The 16425-nt window shown below is 40.3% G+C and carries 18 protein-coding genes; 3 read left to right on the top strand and 15 right to left on the bottom strand.

Going from position 1 to position 16425, the window contains the following annotated elements:
• Nucleotides 1-26: 26 nt before the first annotated feature.
• Genes GJU39_RS13720 through GJU39_RS13710 form a run of 3 tightly spaced genes read right to left on the bottom strand, consistent with a single transcriptional unit; the run spans nt 27 to nt 4543 of the window.
• On the bottom strand, nt 27-3749 hold the full coding sequence (locus GJU39_RS13720; protein WP_154281387.1) for a hypothetical protein: 3723 nt from the start codon (nt 3747-3749) through the stop codon (nt 27-29).
• A 30-nt stretch (nt 3750-3779) separates the two neighbouring features.
• Nucleotides 3780-4184, bottom strand: coding sequence for a hypothetical protein (locus tag GJU39_RS13715; RefSeq protein ID WP_154281386.1), 405 nt, complete (start codon nt 4182-4184; stop codon nt 3780-3782).
• Between the two features lie 17 nt (nt 4185-4201).
• Entirely contained in the window at nt 4202-4543 is a 342-nt protein-coding gene (locus tag GJU39_RS13710; RefSeq protein WP_154281384.1) for a hypothetical protein, read from the bottom strand.
• Nucleotides 4544-5573: 1030 nt separating this feature from the next.
• On the opposite strand from GJU39_RS13710, the gene GJU39_RS13705 reads away from it, so the two are divergent.
• Nucleotides 5574-6569, top strand: a complete 996-nt coding sequence (locus tag GJU39_RS13705) for an alpha/beta fold hydrolase (RefSeq protein ID WP_154281383.1) — start codon at nt 5574-5576, stop codon at nt 6567-6569.
• Nucleotides 6570-6608: 39 nt separating this feature from the next.
• Here the strand turns inward: GJU39_RS13705 and GJU39_RS13700 are convergent, their stop codons facing one another.
• Nucleotides 6609-7142 carry an alpha-ketoglutarate-dependent dioxygenase AlkB family protein gene (locus GJU39_RS13700; RefSeq protein ID WP_154281382.1) on the bottom strand — a complete coding sequence of 178 codons (534 nt, stop codon included), beginning with the start codon at nt 7140-7142 and terminating at the stop codon, nt 6609-6611.
• Between the two features lie 167 nt (nt 7143-7309).
• Nucleotides 7310-7666 (bottom strand): winged helix-turn-helix transcriptional regulator, encoded by a 357-nt coding sequence (locus GJU39_RS13695; protein ID WP_154281381.1) that lies wholly within the window; start codon nt 7664-7666, stop codon nt 7310-7312.
• A 103-nt stretch (nt 7667-7769) separates the two neighbouring features.
• Between GJU39_RS13695 and GJU39_RS13690 the strand changes: the two genes are divergently transcribed.
• Nucleotides 7770-8525, top strand: coding sequence for an SDR family NAD(P)-dependent oxidoreductase (locus GJU39_RS13690; RefSeq protein WP_154281380.1), 756 nt, complete (start codon nt 7770-7772; stop codon nt 8523-8525).
• 25 nt (nt 8526-8550) lie between these two features.
• On the top strand, nt 8551-9321 hold the full coding sequence (locus GJU39_RS13685) for an SDR family oxidoreductase (protein WP_154281379.1): 771 nt from the start codon (nt 8551-8553) through the stop codon (nt 9319-9321).
• Nucleotides 9322-9664: 343 nt separating this feature from the next.
• Here GJU39_RS13685 and GJU39_RS13680 read toward each other — a convergent pair whose 3' ends face one another.
• The 10 genes from GJU39_RS13680 to GJU39_RS13635 all read right to left on the bottom strand — a co-directional run bounded on the left by GJU39_RS13680 (nt 9665) and on the right by GJU39_RS13635 (nt 16424).
• Nucleotides 9665-10357 carry a PoNe immunity protein domain-containing protein gene (locus GJU39_RS13680; protein ID WP_167515691.1) on the bottom strand — a complete coding sequence of 231 codons (693 nt, stop codon included), beginning with the start codon at nt 10355-10357 and terminating at the stop codon, nt 9665-9667.
• A gap of 1 nt (nt 10358) precedes the next feature.
• On the bottom strand, nt 10359-10523 hold the full coding sequence (locus GJU39_RS24300; protein WP_154281377.1) for an Imm70 family immunity protein: 165 nt from the start codon (nt 10521-10523) through the stop codon (nt 10359-10361).
• A gap of 39 nt (nt 10524-10562) precedes the next feature.
• Complete coding sequence (locus tag GJU39_RS13670) at nt 10563-11075, bottom strand: hypothetical protein (protein ID WP_154281376.1); 513 nt, start codon at nt 11073-11075, stop codon at nt 10563-10565.
• Between the two features lie 151 nt (nt 11076-11226).
• On the bottom strand, nt 11227-11655 hold the full coding sequence (locus GJU39_RS13665) for a hypothetical protein (RefSeq protein ID WP_154281375.1): 429 nt from the start codon (nt 11653-11655) through the stop codon (nt 11227-11229).
• The gene (locus tag GJU39_RS13660; RefSeq protein WP_167515690.1) at nt 11634-12377 is read right to left on the bottom strand and encodes a PoNe immunity protein domain-containing protein; all 744 of its coding nucleotides are present in this window, start codon (nt 12375-12377) and stop codon (nt 11634-11636) included. Before GJU39_RS13660 ends, GJU39_RS13665 begins: the two co-directional genes overlap by 22 nt.
• A gap of 22 nt (nt 12378-12399) precedes the next feature.
• A complete protein-coding gene (locus GJU39_RS13655; protein ID WP_154281373.1) occupies nt 12400-12756 on the bottom strand; it encodes a hypothetical protein in 357 nt (118 codons plus the stop codon).
• A 163-nt stretch (nt 12757-12919) separates the two neighbouring features.
• Complete coding sequence (locus GJU39_RS13650) at nt 12920-13354, bottom strand: hypothetical protein (protein ID WP_154281372.1); 435 nt, start codon at nt 13352-13354, stop codon at nt 12920-12922.
• Nucleotides 13355-14050, bottom strand: coding sequence for a HEAT repeat domain-containing protein (locus GJU39_RS13645; RefSeq protein WP_154281371.1), 696 nt, complete (start codon nt 14048-14050; stop codon nt 13355-13357).
• A gap of 2 nt (nt 14051-14052) precedes the next feature.
• The gene (locus tag GJU39_RS13640) at nt 14053-15561 is read right to left on the bottom strand and encodes a DUF4280 domain-containing protein (protein WP_154281370.1); all 1509 of its coding nucleotides are present in this window, start codon (nt 15559-15561) and stop codon (nt 14053-14055) included.
• 2 nt (nt 15562-15563) lie between these two features.
• Nucleotides 15564-16424: a hypothetical protein gene (locus GJU39_RS13635; RefSeq protein WP_154281369.1), complete on the bottom strand. Its 861-nt coding sequence runs from the start codon at nt 16422-16424 to the stop codon at nt 15564-15566.
• Between the last annotated feature and the right edge of the window lies 1 nt (nt 16425).

Genomic DNA, 16425 nt, shown 5'->3' with positions numbered 1-16425 from the left:
ATTTCTTTTGGCTACATTCTGATTGATTAAGGCGTTTTATTGTAGGCGGCATACCATCCCAGACTGCTGGAGGTAGCGCCCTTATTGGGGTTCCCAAAAAGCAGGAAATTTGTGCTTCCACCTGGTGGAAGCTTCAATATGCCCAGGAATTTCAAGGCGATGTTCGATAAAGTAAGCAGGTAAGAACCCTGGGTCTCTTCAGTCGTAGATGGGATGTATTGCAGGCGCAGCTTGTCGATGGTTAATTTTAACAGGCCCTGAATACTGAGCAATTTCGCATTGCTGGAAGTGCCCGGTAATTTTATGCCGATGAGGATATTGTATTTGTTCGAGTCATTTTGTTCCCCGGGGCTCCAGGCCAGTAAAAGACTGGCATTGAATCCCAGGTTGCCTGCCAGTTCCCCCGGACTCCCCAGGTTCAGGTTCATCTGCAAGCCAAACCAATCGCCGGAAAGTCCATTCGCATTTACCCGGGGAAGTCCAAGTGTAAGAAAACCCTGACTGGAAGGTGCAGACTCATCGTTACCGCTCATAAGTTTCGCTATCGACAAAGCGAAATTTGGATATAAACTACTGTTACGGGTAGTACTTTGAGAAGAGTTAAAAGAGATCTGACCCGCATCAAAAGCATAACTCACTACCGACGGATTGTCCAGATTAAAGCCCATTTCAATATACAGATCCGAATAACTCAGGCCTTTTTGATAAATAGGCTTCTGGTTCTCATCTTCTCCGGTTTCTATTCCGAAAGACCAGGCATCGAAAATATATGGCGTTAAAGTACCCGGATCCACTTCCGGTGGTGGCGGTGGTTGTGGTGGCACACAGCTGATGACCTCAAAATTCAAAAATCCCCACATCAGGAAGCGTGTTTCAATATCAACCGCTAAAGAATCAGTGGTCAGGGTATTGAATTGTATTTTGGTAATCTCTACATTTTGCAGTAAGTTACTGTCAAAGTAGAACAGGTTATCGTCTTTATTGTCAAATACATATACAGCAGTACCATTATGATCCTGATAAGTACCATTCAGCACCACCGTATTGAGTTTTGCTGCACCGTATTTATTATTGGTATGGGATACGTGATCTGAAAACAGGTTGTTCATCGTGAGCTGGATCTTGCTGGAGAAGCTTTTAATGGCCGTATTCTCGAATAATACCTGTAAGGAAAGTACTTTAAAATCATAGGTGGCATTCGCCAAAGGCGGGATCGGCTTGTCTGCACTTAATCCCTGTGCCACCTGTACGCCATAAGCCGGATCGACGTAATTGATCAACCCGAAAATAGAGCTGACTGGTCCCATGGTAATTATACCGGTTGCATCTACCCGGTTTACTTCTATGCCCACATGGTGTGCATTGAAATTTTTAAGATTGATCCCGCTGATCAGTCCTTTTAACTGCTGTGGGAATTCCTGTAAATTGATGTCCGCTTTAAGGGCAAGGATACCATTCCAGTTAGGATCGTTAATGATCCGGTGAAATTTTTCATAATAATTTACCTCATCAGCGCTTTGTGCTGCATTTGCAGCATTATAGTAAGCGGTTTCGGCAGACTGCAGGTAACTTTGCAGCCAGGAAGAAATGGCGACCAGCTGAGTATAGGAGCCATCTAAAGCATCCGGAGCAATATTGAAAGCATCTGCCTGCGTCCAGTCTTTCGGGTTCTTCACCCTATCCAAAACCGTCCCCTGACAAAATTTAAAAATCAGTACGTTATTGTAATCTGCGTAAGTATTGTTGGTCCCTACATTGAAATCGAATGGCCAGTCTTCAATCGACATTTTGTTATTGAAGATCGCTTCAGCGCTTGTGCCTCCCGCCTGATCCTGTATCGTAGAAAACAAAGTACCCATGTATTGATTATTCGTCATCACCACAAATTGCTGATTGGTGAGAAAGGCCGACTGCAGTTCCGAACTCAGGTTGATAAAACTCAGCTGATATTCCGGAGCAGGATCAGGTACCTGATCAACAGGACTCACATACCAGTGTGCGTTTGAGTCTTCGTTTACAGTATTCTGGGCAAGGTTGAGCAAGCTCCAGCTCCCTGTATCCATTACATTAGCCACGAGACCCTGAGGGGTGGTTGATGGTGTATAACCTGAACCATTTGCCCTTGCGGAAAGCATCGCTCTTTTAGCCCTGCTTTTACTGGCATTAGGCGTTGAAAAGCTGTTTGTAATTTTAGCTTTCCTTTCGGCACTCAGCACTTTCGATTCAAAAGACTTAATATCGCCTGTTCCAGGCGGTAAATTTGCCGGAATCCCGAGATAAGGAACCATAGGCACATAAAAACCATCCGTTTGAGGCATTTCCACTGAAGGCTCAAAGAAACCAAGGAAGCTTGAATTGCTGTTTTCTGAAGCAATCCCATGCCCTTTTGCATATAAAGAGGCGCCTTGCGGCTGACAGGCATATTGGACATTTGCAGCGCTGGAAGAAACAATATTGGCCCAGGACGTCAGGTATTCTGAAGTCAGCACAGGGTTGTCTGTACCAGGCTGTGCCAGGGAAACCGGCTCACTGGGAAAATTGGGTGCATATGCGGGCTGGCGACTAATAAACCGCATCCTATCTCCAACGGGGCTTTCTCCGCTATTATTATAAGGAGTAAAAGTGATCACTTCCGTACCTGATAGCCCTGGCAGAAAATCAAACTGTCCGTTCTCATCGGGAATAGCAGTTGGACTGGCGCTCATATTGAGGTAGAAATCCCCTTCAGGAACCATGTAATACACGAGATTCGTTGCATTACGAGGCGATGGAGAAATGACAAACCTGGCCGTGTAGGTGGTCGGATATATATTATTGATCAGTTCAGTTGTAGTTTCTAAATCTATAAAAGGCACCAATCCAATGGGATATCCGGTGTTGATTGCATGGTAACTTAGGAAATTCGCATCCCTGTTATTGCCTGAATTGGTGTTGTATATTTTACCGGTAAGGGCAAAATAAGTGTTGAGTTGAGCAACATTGCCGATGTCCAGCAAATCTATCTGCGTCTGTGTCATGGCATATTCGCTCACATTCACCCCTTGCTGAAGTATTGGATACGTAAAAACGTTCAATACGCTGCTGCTGAGGTAGTAATAATTATTTTGAAGTCCATATCCCTGAAAATCCATCTTCAGATTCAATCCATGAGAAAACCTGAAACTTCCTGTCCCAACCATACCAAATGGGATGGTTATATTGCTATTGAAAAGCGATTGTGTACCAATGGTCTTATTCGCAAAACTTAAGTTCGGATACCTGCTGTTGTAGGAGAATTCTATGTTTGTTGGTGCATCCAGCGGAGTGTAGGCCACCACCGTGTTATTATCAATGTTTAGGGTAGCGAAGTTATTTCCAATATCAAGATTGGTGGTTTTGGCCACCACAAAATTGCCTCCTGAGTTGTATTGAACCAGGTTGATGACCGTGGTATTGCTGGTAGAAAGTGGTAAAGCAATATCCAGAATCCAGGCTAGGCCGAGAAAACCTGCAATGCCCGTCCCCGTTCTAAACGACGATAGATACTTCTGATAGTCGTCGGTGACGGTATTCGACAGTTCAACTCTGCTAAAAAGAAAATAAACCTGCTGCTGAAAAGCAGTGGGTAAATCAATGAGCGTTTCTGTATATGCTGAGCCAGCAGGTAATAATACTGCGGCAAATTCGCTGCCTTGCGCTTCAGCAACATATAAACTTCCGCCTCCGAATTTTGCATTACTAAAAGTAACGCCACTGGTGATCTGGCTCAAAATAGGTTGATTTAATAGGTATAATAAAAATCAATGACCAGGACAAAAGAGCATCGTGGTAATTGCTACATTTTGCACAGACAGGTTAATGGTAGAAAGCTGCTCCCCTTTAAAGTCCCCAACTACAATAATTTGTTGCCCCGGTGCTAAAGTATGGATACCGTTAAAAAGTGACCCATTATCGTATTTAATGGAATCTGGTGCTCCGGTATTCACGGCGACTGCAATATTGGAAAGGCTTGCATTTCGCATATAATACACACAAAATGTACCATTATTAGTCTTCAGTTGGGTGTATTCAAAGGGCAATAGTGTAATTGTTTTCTGATGTTGTTTTGCTGGACTCTGACTTAATACCAGGGTCCAACTCAACATCATCAGAAAGAAAACAAGGATACATACTCCTCCTTTTACTGTCTTTCTTAAAATTTTCAACTGCTAAAGTTTAAAACTTAAGCCGTTACACAAGTAATTAAAGCGCTGGCAGGCACGGCTGAACTGGTGTTGTTCTGGATGGTGATAACAGCCCCCATCAGGGTTCCGTATACCACAATAGCGAATGAAGGTGAATTCGCAGGTACCGTAAATAGGCCATTTAAATAAGTAGAGGGTTGACCATTCACAAATACAGATGCGCCGGTTGGCACACCGGAAATAACCACCATCAGGTTATTTGAAGTGGAAGTGTTCACCGTGTTAATGGTACTTGCAACGCCACTTGAAGTGGTGATGGTACAATTCTGTGAAGGTGTAATGGTTGCAGTACCATTCTGGTTGATTGTTGGATTTGCCATGATTTTTTGTTTTAAATTAAAATTTTATAATTGGTTTTATTTGAATAGGCACATTCGGCTGCATTAAAAAGCCACTAAAAACAAATGAAAAATAAAAACCCGACAGACTATTGCGAATTGAAAAGACGTGTAACAATCTGGAAAAAACCAGATCACCTGCTTTAATTGCTGCCTGAGAAAAAGAGAAAATAGAATCAGCAGATTAATGATTGAGAGAGGCGTTTTCATTTTTTTAAAATTTATACGTTAATACCTCCTAATGAAGTGATTAAGCCCATTAGGATGATTGATATCTATGATAAAGTTATGGCAATAAAAAAGAACTTTTAGGGTAAAAACACCCTTTTCTAACAGGTGTTTTTACCCATATCTGCGTATGATTAAGAATTAGCTCAGTATTCAGTAGCTGATGCCTATCCTTATAATAAGTTATTATCTGATGATCTAATTAATTACCTACCATATCAAATTATTGTTACTTGAATAAGGTATTGCCAATCAAATAGATGGTGAACCTTATTTCAATGGCACATTATTCCCCCTGGTGTCAGGTCTAAAGCATGTTAGGTGCTCGAGGCATCTTATAAAAAGAACTGTCAACTCGACGGTGTTCATTAACGAACCATAATACACAAGCGGAATTCCTGTTAAATTCTTAATGGTAGTACAACTTGTTCGGAACAGTCAAAAGCAATCCGCTGACTCCATTTTTAAGATTTCCCTCAGTACAGCAATCAAAACATTTTGTTCGCGGATTGCCTTTCCCTACTCATCATAACAAATTAAGCGAAAAGCTGTACAGCTTTCCTTCACTGTATTTCCCTGGTTTCGATATTAGGTGAATATGATACCATTTAAAACTGAATCATACATCAGGCGATGGGAGTTAACCTTTCCCCTTTCTTCTACAATCTCAAAACAACCGGCTGATGGGCTATGTTTAGATAGCAGGCACTCTGATAACCTGCATGGAGCAGAAATCATGTGAACCAATTTCATTTTCCAGGTGATGCCTATCGATTGATTATTTATGAAACTTAACCTTAAAAAAACAAGTTACGGCATTGCAGCCCTGATCTTACTCTTCGGCAGATACCCTGTTTCCTGGCTGTTATCCAGCCGGAACCGAAATAAACCGGTGCCAGAAGAAGAAAACAACACTCAGGGGCAATACATCAAAAGTTCTACAGGTAATGTGCTTTTCGTAAAAAGTACTGGTCGGCGTGAAGCGCAGCCACTGGTATTTATCCACGGCATAAATGCCAATAAGCAGCAATGGCAATACCTGGAGCAAAATTTCAGTAACGACTACTGGCTGATCAGCATTGATTTGCCGGGACATGGATCATCACCAGATGGCCGTGATTTCTCCATCAAGGCACTGGCATTAGACCTGAACCATATCCTGACTCAATTGAACATCCAACAGCCGGTATTACATGGCCACAGCCTCGGTGGAATGATTTGCCAGGAATATTGCAAACAAAACTACCTGCCTGCGCCAAAAGCCATCATCCTGCAGCATTGCGGTTATACCAACCCGTTAGAAACAATGCCGTTTGGTCCTATCCCTTCCCTGATCCAGTGGCGGCTGATTGACCCAACGCTAAGTTATATTGCCCGGCACAATAAATTCTTTACCGCAATGGGTTACCTGGCATACAGTTCTGGTTTGAGTTGCCTGTTTTACCGCCTGCTGTTATTTAAAGGAAACCAAAGCAGCGCTACGCTCCGGCAGATGGCCAGATCAGCAGCGAACACCACTGCACAAACCGCTGCCAGGAGTTTAATGGCAACCTTCCGGTTCGACATGAGCAAAGACCTTGATAAAATAGACATGCCCTGCCTGGTGATAGCGGCTACTGAAGACCGCCTGATTGCTCCCGCCGCTGGTTTGTACCTCCATCAACACCTCAACCGCAGCGAACTCGCAATGGTTAAGGGCGGGCACCAAAGCCTGATCGAATACCCCGAGACCACCATTAAGGCCGTGCAAAATTTCATGATCAAATACGGTATTGCGTAGCAACGCGTTATCACATCCCCCGGAGTAATCAGGTTTCCCTTAAGGTAAGGGGGATTGAATACCGGGTAGCAGTACAGGCATGGTACTGTGCTCCCATTCTTCCCGGGCAACGCCGCTCAACAGGTAGAGCGACCGGGTGGATTTCCTCCCCTGTTTGGCCCTGGCGTACGGACGTAAGCGGAATACAAAATCTGCTGACAGGGAAATTCCTGCAATCATTTCAAAAGGTGCATCCCGGCGCCGGTTAATTACAGCGCCGGGCGGATAAGCCGTAACCAGCAACTCCTGAAAGTCTTCCAGCTTGCAGGAAAGGAAATCAGCTACCAATTCGATCAGGAAAGAAAACGCAGCTGGAATGGGTTTGCCTGCACTAATCTTGCGGCTATCGAAATGGTAATCGTAGCCGAAATTTTCTACCAATCTTTTGGTTTCAAATCCCTGGAAAATCATCGTATGAAGCGGAAGTGCTTTAACTGCCGCCAGCAATTGCTGCTCTTGCGCTAAAGAAATAAAATCTTCAAGGTATAAAAATCCATCTGGTAAAATGGGCGCCAGGGGGAAAAGTGTCTGCATTGTGGTGCCATAGTTAAAAAATCAGGTTAGTTAACCTTACGGAGGCAATATGCGATACACGCAAAGTGCTCCGGCCGTTTTCCGGTTTGAAAACCCACTAAACTGCTATCCTTATTAACCATTCCTTTACGGGAAGGCTTACAGGATTACACCCATAACCACCAATACTAATTTCTCCCGGTAACTTCCTTTCGGTGCTGGATTCCCCAATCGGTTAAATTGTTAATAATGGTTTTTAAGGTTTTGCCATGTTCGGTTAATTCGTACTGAATCGTTACCGGATGCGTATTTAACACTGTCCTTGCAACCAGCTTATTCACTTCCAGCTCCTTTAATTCTTTACTCAGCATCTTGTTTGAGATCCCGGTTACATCATTCAGGATATCAGAAAACCTTCTTTTGTTGTAATAGCAAATAGAGGAAATGATGTTAATCTTCCATTTTCCGTTCAGCACATCCATGGCATCATGAACGGCCATCATTTCTTTTTTTCTATCCTGCTGAGATTGTGGTATGCACTCCATATGTTACTTTGTTCCCTCTAGGTTACTGTTACTTTTAGATACAAAGTTACTAAATTATATAAATACCATTTAGCTTTGCTGCATAATTAAAATAAAAAGAATCATGAATAAATTAGAAAACAAAGTAGCCGTAGTAACCGGCGCATCTAAAGGTATAGGTGCTGCTATCGCTAAATATTATGCAGCAGCTGGCGCAAAAGTGGTGGTGAATTATGCTTCCAGCAAAGCAGATGCAGATCAGGTAGTGAACGAGATCACTAATAAGGGTGGCATTGCCATTGCTGTACAGGCAGATGTATCTCAAGAGGCAGATATCAACAGGTTATTCGAAGAAACACAACAGGCCTTTGGTACGCTGGATATCCTGGTAAATAACGCCGGGGTTTATTTATACGAATCAATCGAAACAGTATCTCCTTCTACATTCCATCAACATTTCAACATCAATGTGCTGGGGTCTATACTAGCCATACAGGCGGCAATTAAGTTATTCGGAGATAAAGGCGGCAATATCATAAACATCAGTTCTGGTGCCAGCAATACGCCGCTGCCAACGGGCTCCGTGTATTCTGCAACCAAAGCAGCCTTAGATGCCATCACCATTGCCCTGTCTAAAGAATTCGGCGGAAGAAACATCCGCATCAACTCTATTTTACCCGGCGTAGTTGAAACAGAAGGTTCCCATAGCGCAGGTTTTATAGGCAGTGATTTTGAAGCCAAATTAGTAGCCAATACCCCACTTGGGCGAACCGGACAACCTGATGATATTGCAAAAGTTGCCGTATTCCTGGCCAGTGAGGATGCCGCGTGGATTACCGGAGAAAAAATAGTCGTTTCTGGCGGTATCTACGGAATTTAAAGATCAAATAAATAGCAAAAACAAAATGACAAAATTAAAAAACAAGGTAGCCGTAATTACAGGCGGCAACAGTGGTATTGGATGGGGTATTGCAGACGCATTTAAAAATGCAGGCGCCGTTGGTACCATTACCGGAAGAAATGAAGCTACATTAAACCAGTCCGTGACTGAACTGGGTGCAGGGTTTATGGCCGTAAAAGGCGATGTAACCAACAGTAGCGACCTGGAAAATATATTTAAAACAACTGCCGGAAAATTTGGGAAGATTGATGTACTGGTGGTGAACGCCGGTGGCATTGTAGATGGTATGCCTATGGCTTCTGTTGAGGATATAACCGAAGAAAACTATGACCGCTACATGGACCTGAATTTGAAAAGCGCCTACTTTACCGTGCAAAAATCACTTCCTTTTTTAAATGATGGCGCTTCCATCATCCTCATCGGCTCCAGCGCCGCCCACCGTGCCGCACCCGGAATGACGATCTATGCCGCAGCAAAGGCCGCAATCATCTCTTTGGCAAAAGGCCTGTCTTTAGATCTTCTTGCCAGAAAAATAAGGGTGAATACCCTCTCGCCTGGCTCTATCGATACGCCTGTTTTTGGCAAGCTGGTACCACAGGAAATGCTGGAACAGGTTAAACAAAGTTGGGTAGACATTACACCTGTGGGCAGACAAGGGCTTCCGGCCGATATCGGACACGCTGCTGTTTTTTTAGCTTCGGATGATTCTGCTTTTATAGTGGGCACCGAAATCCTTTCAGATGGCGGGCTGACCAATATCAGTCTGATGAAATAAAAAAAAACAGCTCATTAATCAACAGTGCTTTATAGTTTCCATTCGTACCTCAATCTGTCCGGGCAAAACAGAACTAACCTTATTTAGGCTTATCATGCTACAATATTTTGCCTGAAGCCCTTATACCCGGTAAATGATCCGTTTTGCACGTATCGATTACAGAAAGCCTTGCAGTAATGCAGGGTTTTTCTGTAATTTATGAAACGAAAGCAACCCGTTATCAAGGATTTACCTCAAGTACCTAATAATTATTTTTCTAGTTTAGATTTGATAAAATCCGCATCCCTACTGTTTTGAGCCAAGATGTACATTATTTTGATGTATTTTTCCATAATCCAATCGCTTATTTCCAATGCACTAAATCATAAGGATAATATTGTTGATTTTTTAGAGCGGCGTCTTCTAATTTCAGAATTTTAGCTAACGCACCAGCCTCCCAGCACCAATAGCCAGTATGGATATTCCACTTACTATTGTGGGTTTTGATTTCAATTGACCTATACCATTCATTTAAATATTTTTTTAAATGTGCCATTGCCTTTTCTTTATCTTCAGCAGCACACGAAACAATTTCAGAAATTCCTTTATAGGGCTTCTTCCATATGAAGCCTTCTGTTTGTGGCCAAGAAGAATTTCTTGATCTTATTAAGAAATCTATAAGGTAATCTTTTACATTTTCCTTTTCTACCAGAGCAACCAGTTTATTGAATTCTTCGTCTTCTATATCCAATATTATTCCCAGAGAAAGCATATCTATCATTTGTACGTAACCACTTTCAGGTATCCAGGATTTCAATATGTATTGGCTAGTTTTTTTATAAAAATCTAATAAGTTGCCAACATCACTGCCTAAAGAATATTCAGCTTTTAAAACATCTAAAGTATAATTAAGTAGATTCCAATACGTTTCTTTAATTTTATCATTATCATCTGACACTACGTATGAATTTAAATCTTCAAATTCCAGTTTTATGTATTCATTATTTTTACAGATAATTTCTTTATATCCTTCTTCTGTATTTAGTATGTCTCTCATATTAATTGTTAACACAACCATTGTATAAGTCATTCATAATAAGTGGGTATTTGTTTCCCCAATTGTTATTTTCTAACTTAATATATATCGTAGAAAAAAAACTATTTAAGAAACTACCAGATCCAATTTTATAAAATACCGGATCTATAAATAAACCAACTGCCATAATGTATAATTTTGAATTATTGCTAATGCTGCTCTTTAACTAATCTTCAGAATCATCTAATAAATTCCATCTGTTTTTGTTTTCTTTAGGTTCTTCTTCAGTTGGAAATTCATCTAAATTAATAGGTTCATCATTAATATGGCTTCTTATTACGGATAAGAAAAAATCTTTAGCAGGTCGAAGTATATAAATCATTACTGAGTCAAATGGTGATAACATTAAATCATCTGGCGTTGTATGACCAACAATTACTGGCTTTCCGTAGTATAAGTCGGATTCATCTTCTAGATCACAATCCCATCTTCCACCAATATTTTTTCTTACCACTTCCCCAAAATAGGCAGCAGCATCATTAACATCATCACTATCCTTATCAACTTTATTTTGAGTTAAGTAGTTTTCTAAATCAGTTAGACTCTTGATTGAATAATCTAGATTGTAACCTTGTTTTTCAACTTTATCTATAAAACTTTCTAAATAATCATCCATGTTAAAAATAAACATTTCAAATTTTTCTTCTAATTCGACTTTTGTAAAATCTTCTAAACTCATAATGATATAATAAAGATGTTTTTGAGCCTATGTAATAATTTTTACCTGTTTTATTTAAAATTTTTGAGATGGTTATGAGACCCTTTTTCTAAAGGATATATGACTTAAATTTAACCATCACGATTAGTTTGATAAATTAGAAAACCTTTTTTTATAAGTATTGCGCTACCTGTTGCCGCATGAATTGTGGCATTCTCTGCTCCATAAAAACATCAATAATTATCATCGGGAAAAGTTCCGAATTATAGGGATCAAAATCGGTAATCATCGGCAAACAGTTGTGGCTTTCCTTATAATATTCTTCATCATCAGCGATGCTCCACTTGCCATTCAGGATTCTTCGATAAGTTTCGCCCAGGTAAATCCAGCTGTCTTCATAGAGTCCGCTGTGTTCCGGATCATTAAAATCAGGGTTGATCTTCACCAAAATTAGCTCCAGGTAATCCAGGCTATCGAGACTAAAATCGAATTGAACACTCAAAGTTTCTGCCATTTCCATTAAAGGAGATAGGGTTGCGTTGAGATTATTTATCCTTTCCTTTAAATAAGCTAATCGCTTTACTTGATCAAAATCTGCCATTTCAAATATTGTTTATTTTGCCTCGCATAATCAACTATGTCCTTTGGGTAAAAAGGCATGTCTCGATAGCTGCTATCATCTATATCACATAGTATGGTAACCATGGCAGACTCCCAGCACCAATAGCCATTAAAATTACTTTTGCCTTGACTAGTGTGAATATCGTGCCAACCGCATTTACGCATACTCTTATACCAACCTTTTAAAAAATTCTGCATCAGCTTGGGCTGTTCTTTTTTTGCGGCATTAATAGCATCAAAAAGTGACTGGTAGGCTTTTGGATGTTGTAGTTTGTTATCTTGTGGCCTATCTGGTTCTATAAAAATTACTATTTTATCTAATAACGCATCTCCATCTTTCTTATCATCGGCTTCAAAAAGATTTAACAGGTTTTTTAATACTGTTTTATTAATGTTAAACAAAAACCCCAATGATAATAGTTGTAAAAGATTTAAATAATCTTCCAAATTATCTAAATAGAATTTATCATGTTCCGGGTGTTCTATATTTTTGATTAACCAATTTATAGCTTGTGCTACATTGTCTTTTAATTCTTGTATATTATAGCCTGCCGAATATTTCGAAGTTAGAAGTTTTAAATTATCCATATATAAAGTATAATATGGCCGACTTAAATCATCAAAATCTTTGAGTTCAGCTTCATATTCTTTAATATGATTTGTTCGACTTGAAATTCTGTTTTCAAAATGTACTGTAGTCATTAATGGCTCACGCTTTTGCATCTTATTTTTTTGTTATTATTTCTGTGATAACTTTACCCTTATCATCTACTCTTAATAATTGCTTTTCTAATGTACCTTTATCTAATGCTTTTTGGATCGCATCTAAATGTTTTTCATCACTGATTGCTGAGTCTAGATTTTTATTTATCCAATCTCCCGTCAGCTGTTCTTTACCCAATTTACTAGAGCCATACTTGGTTTCGCTAATAATATACTTTGGTGGTGGCCCGGGATCATGCCAAATGCCATCAATTCCCTTACCTTTTGCTTTGGTGAGTGGATCTATCAGTTCGCCATTATGATTTAATTTCGTATACCCTTTGCTGGCCATAAACTGATCAGCCTGGTATTCACCCATTTGGCCTTTTAATACACTCTCATAGCTACCCTTACCGTTATTACCCCTGAACCATTCTTCTTTGCTCCGGGCATCTATACCTCTTCTTTTACGATAGGCTTTGTAGGCTTTATCACTTTTATAAAATAAGATAAATGAAAAAAGCAGCTGGCGCTGCTTTTGATTAATCTTCAGAATCGTCTAATAAATTCCATCTGTTTTTATTTTCTTTGGGTTTATCTTGCGTGAGGAATCCATCTGGATTTAATAAAGGCTCATCAGTATCTTTAAACAGGGTTTTATTTTCTATTTGTACTTGTAACTGACTTACAGTAGTATCATCGAAAAGTGTATTAATTATTTTGATACATTTATCATAAGATCCATATAGTTGAAAGGCTTTTCCTGTAGTTTCAAATGAATCGGATGGTATATCAATTAACCATTCGTCTTGAGCATTCCAAGCAAATTGAACGAACCGATTATTATGATCAAATATTCCAAAGAATGCTCCTTCTACATCCGGCAAATCATAAAAAGCTTCTATTGCTTCTTCCAAATTGGCCTCGTAATCTTCCAATTCATAATCGTACTCTGGATCAAATAAAAATATTTTCATTTAAGCTAAATAATTTGTCAACGCTTTTTTAAATTTTGGTTCTGCTAAATTTAAGTCACCAGTTATTTCACCTGTTTGTAACTCCCTTAATCCAAACTTCACTTTAATCAAATCTTGAAAACAGACAATGATTGTTTTTCGGACTATTTCGTCAGCTTCACTTTGATATGCCCGAGAATAGGCACCTGCTATTTTCTTATTTAGCCTGGAATTACTGAAAGCGATCTGCCTTAGTGCTGTTGCAGCATAAGCCCTTAATTCCAAATTTTTGTTATTAGTTAATTCATTTTCAAGTATAACAATGTCTTCGCTCTTACCAAGCCATCCAATCACGATTATGCCATAGTATTGTTCTTTATAATTTTTACTTTGTAAGAAACTAATGGCAATGGGCTTCACCTCTACACAATCCATTGTGCCCAATATAAAAAGAGCTTCTGCTTTTAGATCTGGGTCTGTTTCAATGTTTATCTTATCTAATAGAAATGTTTTGCCCTCTTCGCCATGTTTTTCAAAACCCGCTCGTATTCTATGAAATAAATATATATTTTCACTATTCTTTAATATTTTATAATGAAAATCAATTGACTCATAATCGTTTAATTGACTGAGATCTCGAACAAATTCTATTGCGACTACACCGTCATATTCTTCGAGTAGTTTATAATATATTTGTTTTAAATTACTTAATTCCATACTTATCTGTAATTTTCAGGTGGATATTTGTGAAATTTAACTTTATTGCAACGTGTATGTAATTTTTTATGTTCACTTTTTCTCATAGTCTTCATGTTATATTCCTTGTCCAATGCTTGCTTTTCGGCTATACTTCTTCCTGTATAAAGAGGCTCAGTATGATCTACTTCATGACCTTTCGGGACATTATCTCCTTTTGATTGCAGTATTTCCTTCCTTGCCTTATCTGATAGCCCACTATTAGGATCTTTCGCATCCCTTATTAATGCTTTTTTTCTTTCAGAAATACTTCGCTTAAATGCTACAGTTTTTGGGTCTTTTGCAAACTGTCCATTTTTTTTTCTTAAAACTCCATTTTTATCTCGAAAGGTAGTTTCTGCCAAATCATCAGCACCTTCAGATACCACCTCCCCAAGCGTCCTCGCCTTTTTAGCCTTCTCAGCCGCTTCGGCAACCTCTAAAGCTTTTGCCGTGGCATTTGCTTCTTTTGCTATTTTTGCAACCCTTGCCGCTTCGCTTGTTTTCGCCAGTACATTTGCACCTTCTGCGGTTTTCGCAAGTACGTTAGCTCCTTCCGCACCACTAACTACAGCTTTGGCTTCGCCAACGCCTGTAAACATTAAACCCACTTCAAACCCGGTACGCCCTGTATACCTGCCCCAATCGCGTGGGCTTTGCTTTGACGCCCAATCTTTGGCTTGTTTCAGCCCTTCACCTGTTTTATTTAAAGCAGCCTTACCTGCACTTTCCAGGTTACCGGGCGTGGTTGCCCAATTATAAGCATTTACATGCGCCTGCCGAACATCACTGACTACTTTTTTTACATTTCCGGGTGTGCTTACCCAATTTGCAGCACCACTTACAGCATTTTTGGTCGCTACAGCAGCATCTTTTACCTTGCCCGCAGTTTCCGTTGGGTGGGTTACCGCATGTAAAGCGGCTCCCGTGGCCTTATCGCCCATCTCTTTTAAAAACACCAGCCCTTCGCCAATCCCTTTTACGCCGCCATAGATCCCTTCATTTACACCCAGTTTAAAGTTGGCGTATTTACCGTAAAGGCCACCTATTTTGTTATTGGCTTTTTCCTGTTCGTCAAATCCCTTCTGAAACCAGTCATCAACTTTTGCGCCAAGGCTTTTCATTTCACGCTGCCTCATCGCCGTAACATTAGCCTCAATAGTTGCCAGGGCAGCTGGCATACTAAAATGGATACCAATTTTACCGCCCAGGCTGCAGGGCAGTTTCGAATCTTCAAGCAGTTTGCGGTAAGGGCCAATGGTTATGCCCTGTTGTACGCCTTGCCATAACAAAGGAATGGGCTGGCACTTGGTTTTGGTGATGGAACAGATCCCCAGGCAGGGGATGTTTACCATGGGCACTTTATCGCCCTCGGTAGCCATTTGTTTGCCATACAGGCGAACATTTTTATGGTTGGTTACTTTGAGTTTTCCATAGCCAAGCCCTTTATCGCAAACCAGGTAGGCACCATTTGGAACATATTTCTTGGCCATGGCTAATGGGTTAAAAGTGTTAGGATACAACTATTGCGGTACATCAACACACCTTCAATGGCATATTGCGTTAATTGCGAAGACTGCAACGGCATGCCATCGCTGCCGTATTCATGGCTTTCTAAATGAAAACCATCTACATGGGCATTGAGGTTATACTCATCCAGCAACTCGCTGAACATTTCGGTTACGCTATCCTGATCAAAATTATCCCGGTCTATCTCCCCATCTATTTTGATCAAACAGCTATTTTGTACTTCATCATAATCCGCCAACGAAACCTTTATTTTAAAGGGTAATGCGGTTTGACCAAGGGCATTAGGTATTTCGCGGTGGCTGTTAAAAGTATAACCACCCTCTTTGCTGAAATTTTGTTCCAGTAGTCCGGGCAATATGGCGTGGTACAGATAGGATGATTGTATAGCACTGTTTAATCCGCCATCGGTATAAAGCAGCACTATCGCATCATTAATCAGTTCTTTAGCCGACTCATCACCTGCATATTTTTTGGCAATTGCGGGTCTGATTTCAAGCCAATGGTCTTTAATTTCGGGCAGGTTAGTTACCTGTTTAATCTTGCCCTGCAAATCTGTTTCAATCAGGAGTTTCTTCCGCAACTCGGCCATGCTCAGATCTACAGCATCAGCCCCATCATTTTTGAGTTGCCACTGCTTTAACAACTGGATGGAAAACACATCGTTTAAGGCTGTTTTCTGCTCTACTTTAATCCTTACTTCTGTTTTAATCTCATTATGGTATTGGTAACCTTCAACCGTATAGCTGATCTGCTGTTCAATCTGATAAAGCCGGGATGCACCTTCTGTTAATCCAAAATTGATCGGATAGTTATCTTTGTATAACATA

Source organism: Pedobacter petrophilus, from assembly GCF_009674725.1.
Lineage (GTDB): Bacteria > Bacteroidota > Bacteroidia > Sphingobacteriales > Sphingobacteriaceae > Pedobacter > Pedobacter petrophilus.
Note: the sequence above shows the minus strand (reverse complement) of the source record. Positions and strands in the feature narration are given on the sequence as shown.